The organism is Bacillus sp. NP247, from assembly GCF_018966865.1.
GTDB lineage: Bacteria > Bacillota > Bacilli > Bacillales > Bacillaceae_G > Bacillus_A.
Window position 1 is genome coordinate 5,087,448 of record NZ_CP076653.1, and the last position, 24,564, is coordinate 5,112,011.

Here is a 24,564-nt window from a genome sequence, read left to right on the forward strand (position 1 = left end):
TTTTGTAGGAATTAGAAATAACTAAATTAGTAATAATAGCTTAATATATTAAAGTGAAATTCAATGAGTAAGAGTCCAAAGGCATGAATTTAAATGATAAAGTTATAATTTTCTTTTTTGAACTGTAAGTGTTTTACAAGTATAGTTAAACTTTAATCCAACTAGCATTTCTTCCTTTTGTCATTAGTTTAATATGGCCAAACAATTGCAAGGAATTTAAAGCCTTACTGATTGTACTCTCTGCTATGTCTGGATATGTGTTACGAATACACTCCTTAGTAAAGGGTTGTTTTTGTTTAAGTATAAAATCCTGAATTCTCTCCACTTTAGTATGCTTACATATAGAATCTAGAACTGTATTATGAAGATCTTTGTACGCCTCTAATATAATAGTTAAAAACGTTTTTAACCAAAAGCTACTATTATGTTCCTCGCAGTACCAATTTACCGAAGATTTATAAATCGAATTGTAATATTCAGATTCATTTTTCTTAATGTATTTATCCAAACATACATATTTTACAAATGTATTTCCACTCTTAATTAATAGCAATTGCATTAACATAAGTGCCAATCTGCCGTTACCCTGATTAAAAGGGACTATGCAATAAAAATTAAATATAAAACGAGCTATTAATAAAAGTGAATGATGGCCCTTACTAGAATTTAATGAGTTATATTGATCACATAATTGTTCCATTACTTGTGGAATAAGCTCATGTGGAAGAATGCGGTAACTATTTAAGTGCATTCCGTTTTCAGGAATACCTGGAATAGTAAACGGTTTTTCGCGCCATTTGGCACTGTCAGAGGTAATGTAATGTATTAATTGAAAATGTAATTCCTGTATAGTCTCTGGATTGATTAATAAATCACAGGAATTCTTATGTACAAAAGTAAGTGTTTGATAAAAACAAAAGATAGCATCTTCCGAGATATTTTGAGGTACTATATCATCTAAAATAAGTTCTTTTAATCTTTTATTTGGGACTTTTATATCTTCATAGGTAGTAGTAAAGTTTTTTATGTAATGAAGTGGTATGGTTTTTTCTAAGCTAGTAAATATATCAGGATTTTGTTCCTGATAAGCAGCTAATTTTCCTTTTAATTCACTAATTTCACTGATTATATTTAATAGTCTCCTTTTAAATTCAATATTTTTATACTTGTCATCGAAAAAATTTCTCATTTTTATTCCCCCTGTAACCCCTTAACATGCTGTTACATAAATCTTTCCATTCTAAAGATAGTTTACAACATTATTTTGAAATAACAATATATTTATTTTGATTTTGAACTTATTTTAGAATCAAAATTGTTATTTAAATTTGATTAACGAGTTAGAACTTATAATTAATCATGTTTGAATAAAGAATGAATATACACAGATAGAAAATATAGTTTGACTTTAATTCCTTTTTATGAATTTACGAGATAAAAATATAATTTTAGAATTATTATTAGTGTAGTTTGCTATATTATCGCTGGGAATTTACTAGAAAGTAACTAATTTTCACAAATAAAATAAAGAAATCTTAAAGAGGAATCAATAGGATCTAATTTGAATAGGCATAATCCTAACATTAAATGTGCAAATGTACAATAATTAAATGAAAAAAATATGAAAATATCGACTTTTTTCGACAAAATAAATTAGATAGAAAAACAATCTAATTTAAGAAAATTGTTGCTTTAGATGATCTCTGCATTTCATAAATTAATATTGAAGGAATTATCAATTGATTTTTACGAGTAATAAAAGAGTAGATATACAAATTAAATTGTGACAATTATAAAGTTAGTATTCTCCATTTTCATTATTTAATTTAACAAATTTAATAATATTAAGGTGACTTTTCTATATTTAATATAAGTATTTGATGGAGTATGCTCATAAAAAGTGTCATTTTCTATGTATCCATGTAGCATTTAGCACTTGTATTGCGAAATGTTTTGACATAAGTTAATTTAAATATTAGGTACAGAAACATTTTAAGGAAAAGAGTTAGTATAAAAGTACCCTGAAAAACGTTTTTCCTCAAGAGTTTTTCTCAGGAGAACTAAGGTTTTTTAATTTGTTTCTGTGTCTTATTAGATAAAAATAATATAATAAGTTGTTTAGAAAAGGTGGAAATTTTCCCCATTATAAAACGAACTCAGATCACTTAACATCCGTATGATTTAGTTAAAGTAGGAATTTAAAGAAAAGGAAAGGGCTAGCTCTAGTTATAATTAGTGCAATAAATAGGGGGCTACTACTCAAATTTATTTGTTTGATTTGGTAGGAGCAATATTTACGTTTGTTGGACTAAGTGTATTAAAGTGCATACCCTTTTTGATTCAACCGATGAGGCGCTAATCAAGGATTTAATCATCTAGAATTTAGAAAGGTTAAAGGTGGCACTGAATTTTCTGCTAAATTAGTAGAGACTAAAATAATTCCCTTAGATTGAACTATTCACTACTTAACGCCCTAGATTGTTTGAAGTGTTAGTAGGCAAATATAAAAATAAAAAAGGATATTCTACTCTTCTTTTATGTACATAAAACAAAGTGTAAGGTAAGTTCCAGATCCAAATTGTTTTATTTAATATTCATTCAATCTTTTGCGTACTACTTTTATTTTCTTAAGAGCATGTATTTGCGTGGATGCTCTTAAGAAAATAAAATGCCTAAAGAAATAAATATAAGCATACATTTTAAAAATTGATATATCGTATATTATAAAAAACTCCTTGTTCTTGAAATAATGAACAATACAATGTGAATGAAACTCTCAGAAGAATTTACATATAGAATTCACCTTAACTCAAAAACCCGCATTTTATGCAAAATTATATTTGCTGCTATAGAAGGGTGGGGGTTAACATGACCAAAACTTGGTGTAGGTTCGTATTCCTTGTAAGATAAGTAATTCTTTACTGTTTTCTCTAGTTGTATCTATTAGTGATTCATCAGGTTTCCTTCCAGTTGAAGGGACATAAGTTGTTACTGCCCTTGGAAATATATTAATAAATATCCATTCAAATTTATCTATATTTCTATTTCCAAATTCTAACGTTTCAATGGGCTTAATTGTATTTTCTCTATCAAAGAATTTTATCATGTAAAATCTTTTTGAGAGGTCACTACTATGTTTAATCGTCCAAATTAAATTTTCCATTTTCTTTATTTGCAATAAGTCCATTTCTAAAAATCCTTTCATACATAAATGTAGCGAGTGTTCCTATTCTATAATATATATATTAAAATTTAAATAGTTATCTTATACGATAGGATGAAAGAAAGTTAATACTCTAAAATTCATCTTGCAAAAGGACACATCTATGCATACATATGCCATAGGTGTGTCCTCTTTTAGTTGTTTATAAGTTTACTACAGAGTTATTGAAGTAAAGTTCCAACAGTGTCTCCATAGTGAAGTGAGATTTACTATATAAAATTCATGTAAAATATATATTAAGTTCATACGAATCACATATTGAGATTGTACAATATGTTTGTAAGATGTTTTTGGAATTGTAGTATTAAAAATATAAAATTCAATATATCTAAATATAAATATATTAAACTGTAATAAAGTTAGAATATACTTCTAACTAAAAGACGTGTGGAAATGCACGGATAATAAAGGAGAATTTCTTATGACAATGTGTAAAAGTGAAATGAAAAAGAGTGTAATAACTGAAGAGGATGTAGACATGTTAAAAATTATGGCACATCCAGTCCGATTGCAAATTATAAACGAGTTAATTCAGTATAAAAAATGTAATGTTACACAATTGACGGAGCTTTTAAAAATCCCACAATCCACTGTTTCTCAACATTTATCGAAAATGAGAGGTAAGGTGCTAAAGGCTGAAAGAAAAGGCTTGGAGATGTACTATTATATTACTAATCTAAAGGCGAGTCAGATTGTTGGAATTTTAGGTTTGTAAATAAACAAAACTTCACACATTTCATTATAAGTAAAACGCAGAATAATCCCCCACAAATACGTGGGGGATTTCTTTTATGAAAATAATATCAGTCTTTTTGAGGAGTGACACGATGGTCACCATGAACACTATAAGAAGGAGAAGAGTGTCACCATGTTCTAATGTTCTAGTAAAAGAAAAATTTTGAAAGTGCTAAAACGCTTCATATTTCTCAATATAATTTATGTCGCAAAAATCTTTTAATTTCATCAAAAGCTAAGTGACGATGACCGGCCTGACAATGTTGCTCACCGCCAGTTTCCTTAGTGAAAACTACAGAAGTGATGGAGGCTGCATTACATAGCTCCATTTCGATTTGCGATAATCGGCTAATTGGAACGTACTGATCATCTTCACCAGCCAGGAGCAATACTTCTTGATTTATGAACTGACCGATTCCTGCCATCGTATGCTTTTCAAAGTTTTTAAGTAAGTTGAATGGCGTCTTTTCACCTGTATTTTCCATACCCTTTTTAATTTTCCAGTTCAGGTCGATGCTGGTGGCCATCATTTGTTTAAACATGGTATTAATTTTGTCAGCTTCATTAGTAGCCAGAAGTGTGGTCAATTTATTCCAAATATTATCCGGCATACGCATTTTAAGTGCATCAAGGCCACTATAAAAAATATTAAAGGCGATGACTTTGTTGATTCGTTTTTCAAAAGCGGCGGCACGCATTGCCAAGTAGCCGCCCCAAGAAGCTCCGAGAATACTAACACGGTCAAGTTTGAAATAGTCAATGACTGTGGAAACGGGCTTCTCCCAGTTGTGGATGAATTTCAAGCCAGTTTTCAGTGCTGTTCCTTGTCCAGGCCCATCAAACACTATAATATTATAATTGATTCCTTGGAGGTAGTTCATCATTTTCATCATTTCCTCCATGTAGGAATCGTAGCCTCCAAAGAAAAGTAGTGTGTTATATGCGCCTGGTTTCATGATTTTGATCGCAGGAAGATAGGAATCTTCATACGGAATTTGATAGGTTTCATACTCAAAGTCATGAAAGCCCTTATAAAAAGTTTCACGGTATTTTTGGTACACTTTTTCTTTTTTTGGATCGGATGATTCCATATAAAACTCGGCAGCTTGATAATAAACCGAAGCCAGATCGAAGTCTTTATGGCGCTCCCGCATCGCTGCATATTCTATCCAAGTGTTATGCCAGCCGTCCGTGTCCGTAAGTCTTGGGATGATGGCTTGCAAATCCTGATTTACCCGCTCATCATCTTGATAGAAATCATTGAAAAAACGGTTAATTTGCAAATTGAACTGTTCGTTGTTTACATACTGTTTAAACATAAAATCCCTCCTTATATTTGACTACAAGGTAAGGATAAGAGAAGTATATTAAAGAAACAACAAGCAGGAAAGGGTAAGAAGTACGAAATCGAACCATAAGGATATAAATGGTTTGATAAGCAACTTTGGGAAGGAGATTGATTATTAATGGGAGAGGATGTTCGCGTTTATAAAACGAAGAAAAATATTTCTAATACACTTATTACCCTCTTGAACGAAAAAGAGTTTGGGCGAATTACAACGAAAGATATTTGCATACATGCTTTGGTGAGTAAGTCCACATTTTACAGCCATTTTGCAGATAAATATGATCTTTTGGAAAAATTAGTGCAAAATAATGTCTGCTGGTTCAAGGAAGAAATTGAATTACGTTTCGCATCGATAGAGAATGGAAATGTGGCTCAAGTTATCAATATGATAACCGATAAGGTCTCAGCGCGAAAAAAAGAGGTTGCTACTTTACTCCATGTACATGTTCCCTCAGCGGATTTACGTTTAGAGTTAGAATCTATTTTATATAATGCCTGTTATTCCTATTTGAAAGAGCAGCAAGTGGAAGTAAGTGTGCCGATTGACTTTATAGCTCAGTTGTATACAGCAAACGCAATGGTGTCAATTAATTGGTCGCTGAGCAACGATAAAAATCCAGATGTGGTTAAACTAATCGATAATATGCAGAGATTTGTTTTTGATCTGATTTTGTCAGGTGGCGAGAGAATGTAATAAATCATGAAACCTGCTTAATAATGTAGTTATCGTATGGGGTGTGGTTGTAAAAAATTAAGTAATCGATATTTGGATTTTTTGTGAATCTTTATTGGTTTTTTATAAACTCTTTACTACATAATGTTACAAAATAGAATTAATTTGCTTAATTTAGCCCCATATCAGGTTAATAAATAAACTAAATGTGTTTATGTTATTGAACTATTAATATATTAGTAGGTGATTTGTTCGTTTATCCCTATATTGCTATTATATTAGCATAAACAATATATTGGGGGGACAAGAATGAACTTGAAATTAACATCTAAATTAGAAAGATTAAGAAAAAGTAAAAAAGGAATTGGTGCTTGTGTTTTAGCTGCAGGAGTGACGGCAATTACAATGATTCCTCAGAATGCATATGCACATGGGTTTGTTGAAAAACCAGGTAGCCGTGCTGCTTTATGTAGTCAGAATTATGGAGCGTTAAATTTAAATTGCGGAAATATAATGTACGAACCCCAAAGCTTAGAGGCTCCGAAAGGATTTCCTGAAGGTGGACCAATTGATGGGAAGATTGCATCAGCTGGAGGACTGTTTGGGGGCAGTTTGGACCAACAGACATCAAATCGTTGGTTCAAAAACATAATTAATGGTGGAGAAAATACATTTACATGGAAATATACAGCGGCACATCTTACAAGTAAATGGCATTATTACATTACTAAAAAGGGTTGGGATCCCAATAAACCATTAACACGCTCAGAATTAGAGCCTATTGGAACTGTAAATCATGATGGTTCAGCAGCATCAAATAATTTAACACATACAATAAATGTACCAACAGATCGTAATGGTTATCATGTTATTTTAGCTGTATGGGATGTAGCAGATACATCAAATGCGTTTTATAACGTAATTGACGTGAATTTGGTAAATAATGAAATTCCCGATACAGTTGAACCAAGTCAACCAACTGGATTAAACGCATCTAAAATTTCTTCTCATAGTATCGAACTAACATGGAAGGCCTCTACTGATAATGTAGGAGTAAAGGAATATCAGGTGTTGCGTAATGGAAAAGTAGTTGATACAGTACCAGGTACATCTTTTACTGATAAAAAACTAACAGCAGATACGGAATACACGTATACAATAAAGGCATTAGACGCTGCTGGAAACATATCAAAAGAAAGTGAAAAACTAAAGATTAAGACATCAAATGAAATTCCAGATGTAGAGGCTCCGACTCAACCTAAAGGATTACATAGTATGGGTACAACGGCAACAACTGTTGATTTGATGTGGAGTCCGTCTGAAGATAATGTAGGTGTTGACCATTATGTTGTATATAGAGAAAACGCTGGGGTTATGAATAAAATTGGGACAACGGATAATACATCCTTTATGGATAAAAATTTAAAGGCAAATACATCGTATAAATATGTAATTACGGCGGTTGATTTAGCTGGAAATGAATCTAGTAGAAGTAATGTTTTAGCTGTAACAACAAAGCTAGAGGACTCTACTTATGAAAAATGGGATGCAAGAAAAGCATACAATAAAGGTGATAGAGTAGTGCATGAGGGAAAAGTGTATGAAGCGGTTCAAAGTTATCAAGGGAACGGCGATCCAAATTGGATTTTTGCACTATCGCTTTGGAAGCCAGTTTTAAATAAATGATAAGTGGAAAAGGTTAGCTATCACTTATTCTATGTGCAATACCGGAACAGGGGTGCAATTTTTAATCTCCATCCCAATACATACGAAATGAAATCATTAAAGAATCCCAATGGTATTCCATCAAAAAGGAATACCATTGGGATTTTTTATTTTCTAATTTGTAATAGCGTATATTTTCACTGTAAATTTGTTAGTGGCACCAATGGGACTTGCAATATAATATTTAGTATTCGTGTAAGCTTCAGTCCTAGATCCATGTGAAATATTTTTCCAACGAATAGAATCTGTACCTAGGGAAACATCAATCATTACATTGAAAGAAATAGTAGAAGGATGATCTTTTTCTGAAGGCTCAATAATCCATTTTAATTCCTTGGTACCTACAGGTAAACTATCAATTTTAAAGTTTTGACTGGATCGATTTTTTTGACCAGATAAAGGACTAGATTCGGAAGAAATTTGCGAAATTAATATTTCTTTTTCATTCGAATATATACCATTTAATTTAATGATACTATCAATTAAACCTGGTCCAGGAAAATCAGCTGCAATGATACCAGTATGTTTAATTCCACCTTGTTGTAAGAACTCAGTTTCAAGTGTATTCATTCTACCATAAAATACTTGACCATTTATATCACGAGGGAAATCTTCCCATGCATTAGTTGTAGCTTTTTGAATCATTTTGGGGTTACTATCAGTATTTCTGCTCTCTTTACCACTTGCAACAAACCAAGGATAAACATTATTTAATAATGCAGCAGCACCACCTGTGCCACTAAAATGGTTAAGATAGATTTTATCATTGTTAAAATTATTATTTGCATTTTGAAGGTGGGTTTTCACCGCATTCCATTTTTCATATATTCCGTCTGGTCCATTTTCAATTTCAAATGTATCTTGTATATTTAAGCTATCGTAATTAATACCATATTGCTGAGAGGCTGTAAATTTTTGTAAGATTACAATTTTCCCTCGGATGTCTCCTAGAGTAGGATTATTTCTTTTTGAAGTTGGTACAGAACTCGGATCCCAAAAATAGGAAGAATTAAGGTCTTTGTATTTATTAAGTATTTCCTCAAATGATAGTGAGCCACTTTCAGAGTAGTTTCTTCTTTTAAGCGCATTAAAATTGTTTCTGTGGGATGATCTTTTAAAAATTGAATTGCCTCTTTTAATACATCTTCAAACATTGCTTTTTGATTTACAATCCCATGGTACATTGCAAAAGAATCTTTTACACGTTTAACACGCATATCTACATATCGAATTCCGGAATTTAATTGTTGTGGTAGACTCATAGTTTGATTTCTTGTCAAATTTTCATCAAGAAAACTTGCTCCATGTAAAGCCATTGTACCGTGAGTCCCTGGAATAGATATTTCACTCAATTTTGTTGAATCTGCTACTTTCGACATCCATGCTGGGTTTTGATAGCCTATATTGGATTCATAGGAATAACCTGGATGACTATCAGCAAAAATAGTAGATGGTGTACTTAAACTTGCTAGTGTAAAACAAGTAAGGATACTGATTTTTAAAAAATTCCTCATTTTTATTTTGTTCATTTTATCTTTCCTGACTTTTAAACAATAGATATAATAAAACAAGATGATTTTTTACTATATCTATTGTTTTCATTCTTAAAGTAATGAATTTTTGTGTTTGAAAAAAATCAAAATAGGGTAGGAAGTTACTTGAGATTTTAATAGTTTGTTGTAATAAATTGTATTTAATAGTCAAACGGATCCTTAAAGAATTGAAGCATAGATAGGTAAAAAACAAACTTTCCGCTGTACTGTATACAAACAAAACAGAAGTCTTAAAAAAGACTTCTATTTTGTGACATATAATGAATGATAAGGTGGTTAACAAATCAAGATAATGTGACTGAGTGGTAAAAATCTATTTATAGCTACTTCAGAATTTTTATAACAAGGTTACTTACGAAAAATGAGCCTCTGTTAGGCTAACAAAAATTAAGAAATTCTACTCATTAAAACTTAAACTAACTACAGTTGCGATAGATTGGGCTGCATGTTCCCAGCTTCCATCTATCACTTTTCCAATCTGTTGACCAAGTGCATTTAAATCATTTGGATTAACTGGAATCCCATTATACGCAGCAAGAATTGATAAAAGTGGAGCAGCAAATGGTGTCCAACCACCTCTATCAATATTAAATACAGGCTTATCTATTACCTTTCCATCTTGCACTGTAAACTCATAATAAAATTGATCATCTGGACGAAAACTTAAATGATGAGAAATTTGTCCTTTAACATATTTTTTCCCTGCACCTAGATTTACTACTTCTATTTCTTTTACATTAAACTCATGCTCAAATACTTTTATTTTTTTGACTTCTGGACCATTTAAGGCAGCGTTAACCGCTGTTTCCAAATTATTTTGTGCAAATGGTTGAATATTCATTTGAGCCTCTTTTTCAGCAGCAAACACCGATGTAGTAGGTAGTGCACCTGTAGCTAATGTAGCTGCAAGTGCAGTCGTCATAATGACTTTTCTTTTCTTCTTCATAGTTTTCTTCCTCCTTTTAAGTTATGATATATAATCTTTTAAAGACTGACACGGTGCATTATTTTATTTCATAATGTACACAAAAAATTGGTTTAAAAATTATGTGAAAACATGTCAGAAAATTAAAATCAATTATATATGCATTTACAATGATATCTATCTACACACGTTTTTTTAATTTTCTAATAAAAGATACAGTAATAACTTTTCATAAGGTAATTTAGTGTTTCAATTCTCTCTATGTATGTTTTAAACAAATTAAAATCGTAGTGGTAATAATATATTTGTAAGCAAATGTCGTATATACTTCGAGAAAAGTACACAATTTTTTTATAAATAACTATAGGAATTATCATTATATCGTTATCAAACTAAGTAAGATAAATGATAATATGATGAAGAGCTTCCAGTGATTTGCTATAAATTCACTAAAAAATGAGCAGGATACCATACACTCATGCACGACACTTAGGATATCAGAGCTCCACTTTATAGCGAATGAGCTAATACGAATGAGATTGAAAAAATTTATTAGTGGCGTATAAAACTATAAAAAATACTACAAATCAATTAAAAAATTTCAGTTATTCTGAATGCGAAGGACACGGAATATTTATTGTGAATTTTAGTACTTATCAAGATTTTAGGAGGAAATATGAGCAAGAAGACTAAAAGAATCATATTATTTATTGGTACATTAGTAGGCATTAGTATCTTTTTATATTTACAGAATAATTTAATTAGTATAACTGAGGTTAAAATAACCTCTAGTAAAATTCCCTCCTCTTTTAAAGGGTATAAAATTCTACAAATTTCAGATTTACATAATAAAAAATTTGGTGATAATCAAGACGTTTTAATTCAAAAAGTAAAAAGCATAAATCCAGATATTATTGCTATTACGGGTGATTTAATAGACAGTAAATCGTACGATGCAGAAATTAGCATGCAAGTAATACGAGAACTTGCAAAGGAATATACGGTATATTTTGTGACAGGAAATCATGAAAAATGGTCAGGAAAATATAACAGTTTAGAAAAAGAATTAAAGAAACACCATGTTACCGTTTTAAGAAATGAGCATGTAAGCATTCAAAAAGATGGGCAAGAAATAAATTTGCTAGGTATTGATGATCCAGAATTTACTAGTGGAAATTGTGATGAAGAACATATTGTTAAAAGTGGGATTAGGCAAGCTAAAGATGGAATGAATTCAGACGGTTTTAAGGTATTACTATCTCATAGGCCTGAATTTTTAGAGGTGTATGCTGACGAGAAAGTAGATTTAGTTTTATCGGGTCATGCACATGGGGGACAAGTTCGGTTACCTTTTATCGGGGGATTAGTTGCTCCTAATCAAGGAATACTGCCTAAATATACAGCGGGTTTATATGAAAAACAAAATACGTCTATGATAGTTAGTAGAGGATTAGGCAATAGTATCATTCCGCAAAGAATTTTTAATAGACCTGAGATTGTAGTCGTGCAGTTAAATTAATCTGTACGGCTTTTTTGTTCAGGGGAATAATGTAAAGGGAGTTTTTCTTCAGTACAAGTTTCCATTACAATTTTGTTAAAATTTTTCAACGTTACATAAAGTAACAAAATTTGACCTATTGAGTTTGTTATAGTGTAAATAATCAAAAAACTTAAAAATTAGTCGAGTTAAAATAGTTATTATTAAACGATATTAAAAATATAAAGGGGTGTACAAATGCATAAAGAATTTGAAATTGAAGAATATATGGCGATCGAGGAGCAAATTCATTATTATAGTACGTCTTTATTAGTAAGTCATCCTGAGCAAATTGTAAAGTATTTAGAAAAACGGTTGGAAAAGTATGCAGAAACGTTACAATATGCACATTTATATCCGGAAACGGTTATATTGCCAATACAGCAAATAGTTATCGAATATTCTTTAGATGTTGCTAGAATTAGAAGGTATTTAAATTTAAAAACATAACAAAAATCGAATAATTTACAATGAAACAGAGTCGACTTTAAGAAAGATATTCTAATGTCGACTCTGTTTCATTGTTTTAGTAAATAACAGAAAAATTTATTTGAAAAGTTTGACATATAATAACTCGAGAGTAAAATAAAAGTGAGTACTCACTCATTTTAAAGAAAAGGGGGATTTTTAGTGCAGCAACCTTCAATTATTTTACGAGATGTATCAAAAAGTTTTGGGAAAAAAGAAGTTTTGCATAACCTTTCGCTACAAGTAGAAAAAGCAGAAATTTTTGGCTTGGTTGGACCTTCCGGATCAGGGAAAACAACACTCATTAAAATGATTGCAGGTATTAATGAGTCAACTACAGGGGATGTAATTGTTTTTAATACAAACATGCCTAATCTAAATGAAATGAAAAGAATTGGTTATATGGCTCAGGCTGATGCATTATACGAAGAACTATCGGCATATGAAAATGCAGATTTTATTGCAACGATGTATGGGTTAAAAGGTAAGCGTAAGAAAGAGAGAATCGTAGCAGTTTTTGAACTTGTGCAATTATCAGAGCATATGAAAATGCAAGTACAGCATTTTTCAGGTGGAATGAAAAAACGTTTATCATTGGCGATAGCACTCCTTCATGAACCAGAAATATTAATTTTAGATGAGCCAACAGTTGGGATAGATCCGCTTCTTCGAAAATCAATTTGGGAGAAGTTTTATGACCTTAAAAAGAAAGGCACAACTATTATTGTAACGACGCACATTATGGATGAAGCTGAGTTTTGCGAACGTCTAGGGTTAATAAGAGAAGGGAATTTAGTCGCAATTGGCACACCCGAGGAATTGAAAAAACAAACATCATCTGGACGAATTGAAGATGTCTTTTTGTTAGAAGGAGTGATTGAATCATGAGAGTTAATGGTGTAATTATCCGTATCATTCGTCAATTTTTTCGAGATAAACGTTCTTTAGCAATGATGTTTGGGGCACCAATGCTATTGCTTTGGTTATTGTCTCTAGTCTTCACACAAAAAGACTATATACCGCATATTGCTGTAGTAGATGTGCCTGCTCCTATAGTAAAGGCTATGAAGAATCAAGAAGCATCAATTTACGAATATAGTAAAGAGAAAGCAATTTCGGAATTAGAAAAGCAAAAGGTAGATGCAGTAATTCATTTAGAGAATGGAAAAATGAATCTTCTGTTAGAAGGTAGTGATTCATCAAAAAATCGTGCTGTACTTCAAGTATTGCAAAAAAGTACAGAGAAAAACGATGTATCAATTATGAAGCCTGAAATTAATTATTTACATGGATCTAAAGACTTTACGATGTTTGATGGGCTGGGTCCCGTATTAATCGGTTTCTTTACATTTTTCTTTGTATTCATATTGTCAGGAGTATCTTTTGTAAGAGAACGTTTAAGTGGTACATTGGAGAGATTATTGTCCACACCTGTGAGAAGGTGGGAAATAGTTGTAGGATATATTATTGGTTTTGGAATCTTTGCATTTATACAATCTATCATTATCGTAAGTTTTTCAGTTTATATTTTAGATTTATATGTAGCTGGCTCAATATGGCTAACGCTACTTATTACGTGTATGCTATCTTTAACTGCACTAACATTAGGCACATTTTTATCGGCATACGCAAATAATGAATTTCAAATGATTCAATTTATACCGCTTGTTATCGTACCACAAGTCTTCTTTTCTGGGTTGTTTCCAATTGAATCTATGAATAAGTGGTTACAAATGTTAGGGAAATTATTTCCCCTCACGTATGGTGCTGATGCAATGAGACAAGTGATGATTCGAAATCAAGGGTTTAAAGAGATTGCGGTAGATCTAACTGTATTACTTCTTTTTTCGCTACTATTTGCAGTAGGAAATGTATTTGCTTTAAAGAAACATCGTAAAATATAATGACGACAAAAAGGAGCTTTATAAATGAAGAAGGATTGGCTTGAGGAATTGATTGCTGCAACAAATACTGATAAAAAAAATGAACGTCAAATGCGTATATTAGAGGCAGCTGTTGATATGTTTGGAGAAAAAGGATACGCTTCAACCTCAACAAGTGAAATTGCAAAGCGAGCTGGTGTAGCGGAAGGAACAATCTTCCGCTACTATAAAACAAAAAAAGATTTATTGTTAGCGGTCGTAATGCCAACTTTAACGAAGTTCGCCGCACCATTTTTCGTACAAGCTTTTGCAAAAGAAATATTTAAAACTAATTATGAATCGTATGAAGAACTTTTAAGAGTAGTAATACATAATAGATTTGAATTTGCAAAAAAGCATTTTCCAATGATAAAAATATTAATTCAAGAAGTACCATTTCAACCAGAACTAAAAAGTGAAATACAGCAATTAGTAGAAACAGAACTACTTTCACATTTTAAAAAATTGATTGTAAAGTTTCAAGAAGAAGGGGAAATTATTGAAATGCCACCATCTTCCGTATTACGTCTTACTTTATCAGCTGTATTAGGATTTCTTTTAACGCGGTTTTTATTATTGCCTGAAGAGAAATGGGACGATGAAGTGGAAATTGAAAATACGATTCAATTTATATTGTATGGACTGACGCCACGGAGGTAATGTGATGCGACAATTTGCTAAACCTAAAATTGTGGTAAGTAAATGCTTAGAATTTGATGCCTGTAGGTATAATGGAGAGAGAGTTCCAGATATAATAATTCGAAATTTAAAGCCATATGTTACATTTATACCAGTATGTCCTGAAGTAGAAATACGATACGAGTCATAGAAAAAAATGGCACGAATAGGCTTGTGCAACCGTCAACACGAGAAGACGTAACTGGAAAAATGGAGCAATTTTCAAATGAGTTTTTACAAACATTACCTGAAGTTGACGGTTTTATTTTGAAGAATCGTTCGCCAAGTTGTGGAACTCGTGATGTGAAAATCTATTCTAGTTTTGAAAAAGGAACTGGATTATTTGGCGGAGCAGTAATAAAAAATTTTCGCATCTTCCAATTGAAGAAGAAGGTGGATTGTCGAATTTTATTATTAGAGAGCATTTCTTTACAAGATTGTTTACAATCGCGCATTACAAAATGATTAAACATACTAAAAATATGAAAAAACTCGTAGCGTTTCAATCAGATTATAAGTATTTATTTATGGCATATAATAAGGTGAAACAAAAAGAATTAGGGCGTATTATTGCAAATCAAAAAAATGAAACGATTGAAGTTGTATTTGATAACTATGAGAAGACTTTATATGAATTATTCATGCACGCGCCCCGCTATACATCGAATGTAAATGTATGTGAGCACATTTTCGGATATTTTAAAACAAAGCTAAAAAAACAAGAAAAAGATTATTTTCTAGAACTGATACAAAAGTATGCAGAAAAGAAAATACCACTTAGTAGTTTGCTTACAATTTTAAAATCATGGGTCATTCGATTTGATGAAAAGTATTTATTAAGACAAACATATTTTGAGCCATACCCTGAAGGGCTAGTAGAAATTTCTGATTCGGGAAAAGTTAGAGATTATTAAACAAAAAATTACATAATTCGACACGAAAACTCCTATGTTGTTGTAGAACAATGTAGGAATTTTTTTGTGCATTAGTACAGAATCTGTTTTAAAATTAAGTTGTGACAGAATTGTAGCAATTGTCTAACTAATATTTTTGTCTTTTAAGAAGTAATGTTTGTAGTAGAAACTCGTACGCTGTCGAAACTCAATATTCGATAAGGGGTGTGTAGCGGAATGGAATTTACTCTAACTCGCGAAAAACAAATGATTAAAGAAATGGTACGTGACTTTGCTGAAAAGGAAATCGCGCCGAAAGCTGTGTATTATGACAAAACTGCAGAGTTTCCATATGAAACATTTCAAAAAATGGGCGAACTAGGATTATTAGGCATCCCATTCCCAGAAGAGTATGGAGGTTCAGGTGGCGATACAGTATCGTACGCGTTAGCAGTTGAAGAAATTGGTCGTGCTTGTGGTGGTACAGGATTAAGCTACGCTGCAACAATTTCATTAGGTGCTTCTCCAATTTATTATTTCGGTACAGAAGAACAAAAACAAAAATATTTAGTTCCAATGGCATCAGGTAAAACGTTAGGTGCTTTCGGATTAACAGAGCCAAACGCTGGATCAGATGCAGGAGGCACACAAACGAAAGCGGTATTAGATGGCGATGAGTATGTAATTAGTGGTGAAAAGTGCTGGATTACAAACGCAGAGTATGCAAATACAATTATTGTAACCGCTATCAATGGTGTTGAAGGGAATGGTAAAAAACGTATTTCTGCATTTATCGTACCGACTACAAGTGAAGGATTAACGATTTCAAGTCCTTACGATAAGATGGGTGTTCGCGCTTCTAATACTTGTGAAATCGTACTTGATGGTGTGCGTGTACCGAAAGAAAATATTCTTGGTGATGTTAATAAAGGATTTAAACAATTCTTATATACACTTGATGGAGGTCGTATTTCAATCGCAGCATTAGCAGTAGGTATTGCACAATCTGCATTTGAACGTGCATTGCAATATGCGAAAGAACGTCAACAATTTGGAAAAGCAATTTCTAATTTCCAAGCGATTCAATTTAAATTAGCGGATATGGCGACTGAAGTAGAGTTAGCGCGTAATTTAGTACATAAGGCAGCTTGGCTAAAAGATAACGATAAACCTTTCGGTAAAGAAGCGGCTATGGCAAAATTGTTTGCATCTGAAGCTGCAAGTCGTATAGCAAATCATGCAGTACAAATTCATGGTGGATATGGCTATATGCGTGAATATGAAGTTGAACGACATATTCGTGATGCAAAACTTTTAGAAATTGGTGAAGGAACTTCTGAAATTCAACGTCTCGTAATTGCAAGACATTTAGGATGTAGATAAAAAGGAGGAATCACTATGTTTCAAAAAATATTAATTGCTAATCGCGGGGAAATCGCAGTTCGAATTATGAAAACTTGTCAAAAACTTGGAATTCGTACCGTTGCTATTTATTCTGAGGCTGATGAAAATGCCCTTCATGTAAAAATGGCAAATGAAGCTTACTTAGTAGGTGGCCCACGAGTCCAAGAAAGCTATTTAAACCTTGAAAAAATTATTGAGATAGCTAAGAAGACAAATGCTGAGGCAATCCATCCTGGCTACGGATTATTATCAGAGAATCCATCTTTTCCGATTCGCTGTAAAGAAGAAGGAATCGTATTTATCGGTCCTTCAGAAGAAATCATTACTAAGATGGGAAGTAAAATTGAGTCACGTATAGCAATGCAAGCAGCAGATGTACCAGTAGTTCCAGGTATTACTACAAATATTGAGACTGCTGAAGAAGCAATTGAAATTGCAAAACAAATTGGTTATCCATTAATGCTTAAGGCATCCGCAGGCGGCGGAGGCATTGGAATGCAGTTGATGGAAACTGAGCAAACGCTCACCAAAGCATTTGAAAGTAACAAAACAAGAGCACAAAATTTCTTCGGTAATGGAGAAATGTACCTAGAGCGCTATATTGCAGATGCACATCATATTGAAATTCAACTTTTAGCAGATACACATGGTAACACAGTGTATTTATGGGAACGCGAATGTTCAGTGCAGCGCCGAAATCAAAAAGTAATTGAAGAAGCACCTTCACCATTTTTAGATGAAGGTACACGAAAAGCTATGGGAGAAGTTGCTGTACAAGCTGCTAAAGCACTTGGTTATACAAATGCAGGTACAGTTGAATTTCTTGTAGATGATCAGAAAAACTTCTATTTCTTAGAAATGAATACGAGATTACAAGTAGAACATCCAGTTACGGAAGAAATTACTGGATTAGATCTTGTTGAACAACAACTCCTTATTGCGTATGGTGAGAAACTCTCATTTACACAGGATGATGTAAAACGTAGTGGTCATGCCATTGAGGCTCGTATTTATGCAGAAGATCCGAAAACATTCTTCCCATCACCTGGGAAAATTACAGATTTAACGTTACCAAAAAGTGTACGTATCGATCACTTTTTAGAAAATAATGTAACAATCACACCTTTCTATGATCCAATGATTGCAAAAGTTATTGCTCATGGTGTGACTCGTGAAGAGGCAATTTCGAAATTACATGATGCTTTAGAAGAATTAAAAGTAGAAGGTATTAAAACGAATACGCCAATGCTACTGCAAGTATTGGAAGATGATGTATTCAAAAGTGGTATTTATACAACCGGTTTTGTAACGAAACAACTTGTTAAAAAATAAGATTTAACATTACTAAGGGGGAAAAAATGATGACGAAAGTATATGCATCGATGGCAGGAAACGTTTGGAAAATTGTTGTAGGAGTAGGAGATACAGTAGAGGAAGAGCAGGATGTCGTCATTTTGGAATCTATGAAAATGGAAATTCCAATCATTTCAGAAGAAGCCGGAACTGTAATGAAAATAAACGTTCAAGAAGGCGATTTTGTAAATGAAGGAGATGTATTACTAGAAATTGAATAGGGATATATAGGGGGAAACGAATTGAAACTACCTAATTTTGCTGTCATTAAAGAAGTCGGGCCACGCGATGGCTTACAGAATGAAAAAAAGATTGTTGGCACAAAAGATAAAGTAAAATGGATTCAACTACTTACAGAAGCGGGATTGTCGTACGTTGAAGTTTCCTCATTCGTTCACCCTAAATGGGTTCCTGCATTAGCAGATGCAAATGATGTATTTTCTGAGCTAAAAAGGGATCCAAATGTTACATATGCAGCGCTTGTTCCGAATCAAAATGGTTTGGAACGAGCTTTTTTGCAAAATGTAGATGAGGTGAATGTTTTTTTATCAGCAAGTGAATCTCATAATAAAAGTAATATTAATAAATCAATTAAAGAAGCATTAGCTGTAATTGAAGATATAACGAAACAGGCAACGTTCGAAGGAAAAAAAGTAAGAGGTTATGTCTCTACCGTATTTGGTTGTCCTTATGAAGGTGATATAAGTGCCACAGCAGTTGACGAAATATGTAATCAACTATTTTCATATGGCATTTATGAAATCTCTCTTGGGGATACGATTGGTGTAGCAAATCCGTTACAAGTAGAGCAAGTATTGGAGCACCTATTAAAGAAGTATGATGCTTCGCAGTTTGCAATGCATTTCCATAATACGTATGGAATGGCACTTGCAAATGTAGTTAAGTCTTTAGAATATGGTATTACAACTTTTGATAGTTCTTGTGGCGGTCTTGGAGGGTGCCCTTATGCACCGGGAGCATCGGGTAATGTTGCAACTGATGACTTAGTGCATATGCTCCATAAGTTGGGAGTCCAAACAAATATAGACGAAGAAAAGTTATTGAGGGCTAGTCAATTTATTCAAAGTAAGTTAAATATCCAATTACCGAGTCATGTGTATAGAGCGCTTCAACATAAAACGATAAGTAGGTGAGAAGATGCTACAATTACAAAACATTTCCGTTGACTATGTTACACCGCACGTTGTAAAGATTTCGTTAAATCGTGAAAGACAAGCAAACTCATTATCTTTGGCATTATTAGAAGAATTACAAACAAAATTAACTCAAATAAACGAAGAATCAAATACGCGCGTTGTTATTTTAACAGGGGCTGGCGAAAAAGCGTTTTGTGCGGGTGCTGATTTAAAAGAGCGTGCCAACATGAATGAAGAACAAGTTCGCCATGCTGTTGGTATGATTCGTTCTACTATGGAGATGGTTGAACAATTACCACAACCAGTAATTGCTGCTATAAATGGAATCGCACTTGGTGGGGGTACTGAATTAAGCTTAGCTTGTGATTTTAGAATTGCTTCTGACACTGCAAGTCTAGGTCTAACTGAAACTTCTCTTGCAATTATACCTGGAGCGGGTGGTACGCAGCGCTTACCTAGATTAATTGGAGTTGGTAGAGCGAAAGAATTAATTTATACAGGAAGACGTATTTCGGCGCAAGAAGCGAAAGAGTATGGTTTAGTAGAATTCGTAGTACCGGCTGATTTACTAGAAGAGAAAGCAATTGAAATTGCAAATCAAATTGCTAGTAATGGTCCAATTGCTGTTCGATTAGCAAAAGAAGCAATTTCAAATGGTATTCAAGTAGATTTACATACCGGATTGCAAATGGAAAAACAGGCGTATGAGGGTGTAATCCATACGGAAGATAGATTAGAAGGATTACAGGCATTTAAGGAAAAACGCAAACCTATGTATAAGGGGGAGTAAATATGTTAGACCAAAAACAACAATCTAATTCATTTGAAGAACGAGTTGAAACAATTAAGCAGGGCGGGGCACCGAAATATCATGAACAAAACAAAGCAAAAGGAAAACTATTTGTTCGAGATCGTTTAGCTCTTCTATTTGATAATGGCGAATATGTGGAAGATGCATTATTCGCAAATTGTGAACAAACAGGATTACCAGCTGACGGTGTTGTAACTGCAACTGGTAAAATTCATGGTCGTACTGCTTGCGTAATGGCAAATGATTCAACAGTTAAGGCTGGATCATGGGGGGCACGTACGGTTGAAAAGATTTTACGTATTCAAGAAACGGCTGAGAAATTACGTGTGCCGTTATTTTATTTAGTTGACTCTGCTGGGGCACGTATTACAGATCAAGTTGAAATGTTCCCTGGGCGCCGCGGTGCGGGAAGAATCTTTTATAACCAAGTAAAATTATCCGGTAAGATTCCACAAATTTGTTTATTATTTGGACCTTCTGCAGCTGGTGGTGCGTATATTCCGGCATTTTGTGATGTTGTTATGATGGTTGAAGGAAATGCTTCTATGTATTTAGGGTCTCCTCGTATGGCTGAAATGGTTATCGGTGAGAAGGTAACTTTAGAAGAAATGGGCGGAGCACGTATGCATTGCTCAGTATCAGGATGCGGAGATGTTTTATGTAAAACAGAAGAAGATGCAATTACTCAGGCAAGACAATATATTTCTTATTTTCCAAGCAACTATTTAGAAAAGACTCCTACGGCTACACCTCAAGAACCGAAACAGTTCGATAAAACGTTAGAAGAAATCATTCCAGAAAATCAAAATGCTCCTTTCAATATGAAAGATCTCATTAACAGAATTATTGATGAAGGTTCTTTCTTTGAAGTGAAAAAATTATTTGCTCAAGAACTAATTACTGGTTTAGCACGTATTGATGGTAAGTCAATTGGTATTATTGCAAATCAGCCGCGTATGAAGGGCGGCGTATTATTCCACGATTCAGCTGATAAAGCAGCGAAGTTTATAAATTTATGCGATGCATACCATATTCCATTATTATTCCTTGCAGATGTACCTGGATTTATGATTGGTACAAAAGTAGAACGTGCTGGTATTATTCGTCACGGCGCAAAAATGATCTCTGCAATGAGTGAAGCAACTGTACCGAAAATTTCTATCGTCGTTCGAAAAGCATATGGAGCTGGCTTATATGCAATGGCAGGTCCAGCATTTGAACCAGATTGCTGCTTAGCATTACCGACAGCTTCTATTGCAGTAATGGGTCCAGAAGCAGCGGTTAATGCTGTATATGCAAATAAGATTGCAGCTTTACCAGAAGAAGAGCGCGCAAGCTTTATTGCTGAAAAGCGAGAAGAGTATAAGAAAGATATTGATATTTACCGTTTAGCATCAGAGATGGTGATTGATGGTATTGTTCATCCAAATAATTTACGTGAAGAGCTAAAAGGACGATTCGAAATGTATATGAGCAAATATCAAGTATTCACGGATCGTAAACATCCTGTATATCCAGTTTAAAAGCCCTATTTAGGGCTTTCTTGCTCAAAAAGTCAAGGAGGGGAAAGTATTGAAACAAGCAGTTTGGTTTCCAACAGAAGAGTATAAAGAAAAAACGCGATTATTTAGTTGGATGAAATCATTAGGTTATGAAGATTACGAAGCTTTTTATAATAAGTCAATTGAAGAAACAGCTTGGTTTTGGGGAGAAGCTGAGAAAACAGTTGGCTATCAGTGGATGGAACCATATACAGAAGTGTTAGATTTAGAAAATGGTACACCGTTTGCACAGTGGTACACTGGGGGCACTTGTAACGTTGTAGAATCTGCTTTATCCCGCTGGCTTGCAGACGATAAAATGAAAATACAAGTAGCACTCATGTATGAAGGAGAAAATGGAACTTCGAAATCATTTACATATGAAGAGCTTGACAGCTGGGTAAGCCGTGTTGCCAACGGTTTGAAACATGCTGGTATTGAAAAAGGTGATCGTGTAACAATTTACATGCCAATGATTCCTGAAACAGTTGTTGCTATGTTAGCAGTAATGAAAATTGGAGCGATTATTTCACCAATATTCTCAGGTTTTGCTGCTGATGCAGTAATGACGCGTGTACAAGCAGCGGGTTCAAAAATGATTATTACCGCAGATGGCTTTTCACGCCGTGGGAAAATTGTTTCTTTAAAAGATGAAGTAGATAAAGCTTGTGAACATTGTCCAACTGTTGAAAAAGTTGTAATTGTTCGTCATGCAGGAAATGATTTTACACCGCATAATTACGATTTTTCATGGAGTACGTTAGAAAAAGAAAAACCATTCATACATGCTGAAGAAATGCATAGTGATGATCCCTTAATGCTCATTTATACATCAGGAACGACTGGTAAGCCGAAAGGAACAGTACACACACATGCTGGTTTCCCGCTAAAATCTGCATTTGATGCAGGATTTGGAATGAATATAAAACAAAGCGACCGCGTATTATGGGTAACTGATATGGGCTGGATGATGGGACCATTTTTATTATTCGGCTCTTTAATTAATGGAGCAACGATGGTTATGTACGAAGGTGTCCCAGACTTTCCAGAAGCAGACCGTTTATGGGAGACAGTTGATAAATATGAAATTACTCATCTCGGTATTTCGCCAACGTTAATCCGTGCATTAATGGCAAAAGGTGATGAGTATGTGAATAAACATTCTTTAAAAAGTTTAGAAGTATTCGCGTCAACAGGAGAACCTTGGAATCCAGATCCGTGGATGTGGCTGTTTGAAACAGTTGGAAAAGGAAAGGTCCCAATTTGTAACTATTCAGGTGGAACTGAAATTTCTGGTGGGATTTTCGGTAATGTTCTTATTAAGCCAATAGCACCGATTAGTTTTAATGCATCTTTACCAGGAATGGCAGCGGTTGTACTTGATGATCAAGGTAAACCGATTCGTGATGAAGTTGGAGAATTATGCTTGGAAAAGCCTTGGGTAGGTATGACGAAAAGTTTTTGGGAAGATGATGAGCGTTATGTAAACACATATTGGTCACGCTTTGAAAATAAATGGGTCCATGGGGATTGGGTTATTTATGACGGTGAGCAATATATCATTACAGGACGTTCAGATGATACGTTAAACATTGCTGGAAAACGTATTGGGCCTGCTGAATATGAATCTATTCTTGTGAAACATAATGATGTAATAGAAGCAGCGGCAATTGGTATACCGGATGATATAAAAGGTGAAGTTTGTCATTGTTTTGTTGTATTACGAGACGGTATAACATTCTCTGGAGAGTTAAAGAAAGAATTAATGAGTTTAGTAAACTCTCATATTGGTAAAGCTTTATGTCCAAAAGACATACATGTTGTAGAAGATTTACCAAAAACAAGAAATTCTAAAGTGATGCGACGTGTCATTAAAGCAGCTTACTTAGGAAAAGAATTAGGAGATTTATCATCACTTGTAAATCCTGAAGTAGTACCCTTTATTCAAGGACTGCAGTCTAGCAAACTATAAAATTACGAATGAGCTCTATGTAAATAGAGCTCATTTTTAATGTTTACAAAAAGATAAGAGGGAAAAAGTAAATTTGAAGTTAAAAAATCTACTATTAGTGTTAAGTATGTATGTTTTTAGTTTTTATCAAAATAGGATACTGTGGCTGTCTATTTATTGGAGTGATTGAATTTTGTTAAGGGTAAAAATTTAGTGAAGTGAAAAGTAATGAATAAAAGGAGAAATCCCTGGGGGACAGGGATTCACTAAGGGAGATATTATTGTCGTGCAATGTCGAAATTTGGCGTATTCGACAAATTAATATTATCACGAATTTTCAGGAGATTGCGATAGTGGATGTGTCAAAAATGTGTACGGTTTTCATATAAAAGTGTTATTTAAATAGGAAAAGGGAAAAGGATTAAGTTCACTCATTCTTAAGATTTTTCCCTTTTAAATTTACTGTTTGTTCGTTGTTCTATATACATCTGAAATTGGTGAATCTTCGCCATGTAAAGCTTGAGTACTGTCCTTTTTGTTTGAATCATCTGCCTCCTGAGATGTTTCTTGCATTTGCTCTTGGGCCTTACTAGGAGTATTCAGCGCATCTAATGACACATGATCAAGTTGTTGACTTAATAAATCTTTTTTATCCATGTTATGTAGC

At 33.5% G+C, this 24,564-nt stretch carries 20 protein-coding genes and 2 pseudogenes; 16 read left to right on the forward strand and 6 right to left on the reverse strand.

What is annotated here, in order from left to right:
- Positions 1 to 145: 145 nt before the first annotated feature.
- Together KPL75_RS26350 and KPL75_RS26355 are read right to left on the reverse strand one after the other, a co-directional pair.
- On the reverse strand, positions 146 to 1,189 hold the full coding sequence (locus tag KPL75_RS26350) for a Fic family protein (protein ID WP_219918521.1): 1,044 nt from the start codon (positions 1,187 to 1,189) through the stop codon (positions 146 to 148).
- Positions 1,190 to 2,863: 1,674 nt separating this feature from the next.
- A complete protein-coding gene (locus KPL75_RS26355; RefSeq protein ID WP_219918523.1) occupies positions 2,864 to 3,187 on the reverse strand; it encodes a hypothetical protein in 324 nt (107 codons plus the stop codon).
- A gap of 457 nt (positions 3,188 to 3,644) precedes the next feature.
- Here KPL75_RS26355 and KPL75_RS26360 point away from each other — a divergent pair, with 457 nt between their 5' ends.
- On the forward strand, positions 3,645 to 3,938 hold the full coding sequence (locus tag KPL75_RS26360) for an ArsR/SmtB family transcription factor (protein ID WP_016095356.1): 294 nt from the start codon (positions 3,645 to 3,647) through the stop codon (positions 3,936 to 3,938).
- Positions 3,939 to 4,149: 211 nt separating this feature from the next.
- Here KPL75_RS26360 and KPL75_RS26365 read toward each other — a convergent pair whose 3' ends face one another.
- Positions 4,150 to 5,277, reverse strand: a complete 1,128-nt coding sequence (locus tag KPL75_RS26365) for an alpha/beta fold hydrolase (RefSeq protein ID WP_219918525.1) — start codon at positions 5,275 to 5,277, stop codon at positions 4,150 to 4,152.
- 147 nt (positions 5,278 to 5,424) lie between these two features.
- Between KPL75_RS26365 and KPL75_RS26370 the strand changes: the two genes are divergently transcribed.
- Positions 5,425 to 6,000, forward strand: coding sequence for a TetR/AcrR family transcriptional regulator (locus KPL75_RS26370; protein WP_219918527.1), 576 nt, complete (start codon positions 5,425 to 5,427; stop codon positions 5,998 to 6,000).
- 288 nt (positions 6,001 to 6,288) lie between these two features.
- Positions 6,289 to 7,665, forward strand: a complete 1,377-nt coding sequence (locus KPL75_RS26375) for a lytic polysaccharide monooxygenase (RefSeq protein WP_219918529.1) — start codon at positions 6,289 to 6,291, stop codon at positions 7,663 to 7,665.
- 153 nt (positions 7,666 to 7,818) lie between these two features.
- Here the strand turns inward: KPL75_RS26375 and KPL75_RS26380 are convergent.
- Positions 7,819 to 9,233: pseudogene (locus tag KPL75_RS26380) on the reverse strand (phosphatidylinositol-specific phospholipase C).
- Positions 9,234 to 9,654: 421 nt separating this feature from the next.
- Positions 9,655 to 10,203 (reverse strand): methyltransferase, encoded by a 549-nt coding sequence (locus tag KPL75_RS26385; RefSeq protein WP_219918531.1) that lies wholly within the window; start codon positions 10,201 to 10,203, stop codon positions 9,655 to 9,657.
- A 655-nt stretch (positions 10,204 to 10,858) separates the two neighbouring features.
- Between KPL75_RS26385 and KPL75_RS26390 the strand changes: the two genes are divergently transcribed.
- The 13 genes and pseudogenes from KPL75_RS26390 (at position 10,859) to KPL75_RS26450 (ending at position 23,918) form a co-directional block, all read left to right on the forward strand.
- Positions 10,859 to 11,701 (forward strand): metallophosphoesterase, encoded by an 843-nt coding sequence (locus KPL75_RS26390; RefSeq protein ID WP_219918533.1) that lies wholly within the window; start codon positions 10,859 to 10,861, stop codon positions 11,699 to 11,701.
- A gap of 216 nt (positions 11,702 to 11,917) precedes the next feature.
- On the forward strand, positions 11,918 to 12,169 hold the full coding sequence (locus KPL75_RS26395) for a hypothetical protein (protein WP_219918535.1): 252 nt from the start codon (positions 11,918 to 11,920) through the stop codon (positions 12,167 to 12,169).
- A 180-nt stretch (positions 12,170 to 12,349) separates the two neighbouring features.
- Entirely contained in the window at positions 12,350 to 13,075 is a 726-nt protein-coding gene (locus tag KPL75_RS26400) for an ABC transporter ATP-binding protein (protein WP_219918537.1), read from the forward strand.
- A complete protein-coding gene (locus tag KPL75_RS26405) occupies positions 13,072 to 14,091 on the forward strand; it encodes an ABC transporter permease (RefSeq protein WP_219918539.1) in 1,020 nt (339 codons plus the stop codon). The genes KPL75_RS26400 and KPL75_RS26405 overlap by 4 nt, the downstream gene beginning before the upstream one ends.
- A 24-nt stretch (positions 14,092 to 14,115) precedes the next feature.
- Entirely contained in the window at positions 14,116 to 14,769 is a 654-nt protein-coding gene (locus KPL75_RS26410; protein ID WP_219918541.1) for a TetR/AcrR family transcriptional regulator, read from the forward strand.
- A gap of 4 nt (positions 14,770 to 14,773) precedes the next feature.
- Positions 14,774 to 15,701: pseudogene (locus KPL75_RS26415) on the forward strand (YbgA family protein).
- A gap of 216 nt (positions 15,702 to 15,917) precedes the next feature.
- Complete coding sequence (locus KPL75_RS26420) at positions 15,918 to 17,063, forward strand: acyl-CoA dehydrogenase (RefSeq protein ID WP_219918543.1); 1,146 nt, start codon at positions 15,918 to 15,920, stop codon at positions 17,061 to 17,063.
- A 15-nt stretch (positions 17,064 to 17,078) separates the two neighbouring features.
- A complete protein-coding gene (locus tag KPL75_RS26425; protein WP_219918545.1) occupies positions 17,079 to 18,416 on the forward strand; it encodes an acetyl-CoA carboxylase biotin carboxylase subunit in 1,338 nt (445 codons plus the stop codon).
- A gap of 26 nt (positions 18,417 to 18,442) precedes the next feature.
- Positions 18,443 to 18,658 (forward strand): acetyl-CoA carboxylase biotin carboxyl carrier protein subunit, encoded by a 216-nt coding sequence (locus KPL75_RS26430; RefSeq protein ID WP_001987345.1) that lies wholly within the window; start codon positions 18,443 to 18,445, stop codon positions 18,656 to 18,658.
- A gap of 21 nt (positions 18,659 to 18,679) precedes the next feature.
- Positions 18,680 to 19,591, forward strand: a complete 912-nt coding sequence (gene mvaB, locus KPL75_RS26435) for a hydroxymethylglutaryl-CoA lyase (protein ID WP_219918547.1) — start codon at positions 18,680 to 18,682, stop codon at positions 19,589 to 19,591.
- A gap of 4 nt (positions 19,592 to 19,595) precedes the next feature.
- A complete protein-coding gene (locus KPL75_RS26440) occupies positions 19,596 to 20,384 on the forward strand; it encodes an enoyl-CoA hydratase (protein WP_219918549.1) in 789 nt (262 codons plus the stop codon).
- 2 nt (positions 20,385 to 20,386) lie between these two features.
- The gene (locus tag KPL75_RS26445) at positions 20,387 to 21,928 is read left to right on the forward strand and encodes an acyl-CoA carboxylase subunit beta (protein WP_219918551.1); all 1,542 of its coding nucleotides are present in this window, start codon (positions 20,387 to 20,389) and stop codon (positions 21,926 to 21,928) included.
- Positions 21,929 to 21,977: 49 nt separating this feature from the next.
- Positions 21,978 to 23,918, forward strand: a complete 1,941-nt coding sequence (locus KPL75_RS26450) for an AMP-binding protein (protein WP_219918553.1) — start codon at positions 21,978 to 21,980, stop codon at positions 23,916 to 23,918.
- Between the two features lie 438 nt (positions 23,919 to 24,356).
- Here KPL75_RS26450 and KPL75_RS26455 read toward each other — a convergent pair whose 3' ends face one another.
- The gene (locus KPL75_RS26455) at positions 24,357 to 24,554 is read right to left on the reverse strand and encodes a hypothetical protein (RefSeq protein ID WP_002147815.1); all 198 of its coding nucleotides are present in this window, start codon (positions 24,552 to 24,554) and stop codon (positions 24,357 to 24,359) included.
- Between the last annotated feature and the right edge of the window lie 10 nt (positions 24,555 to 24,564).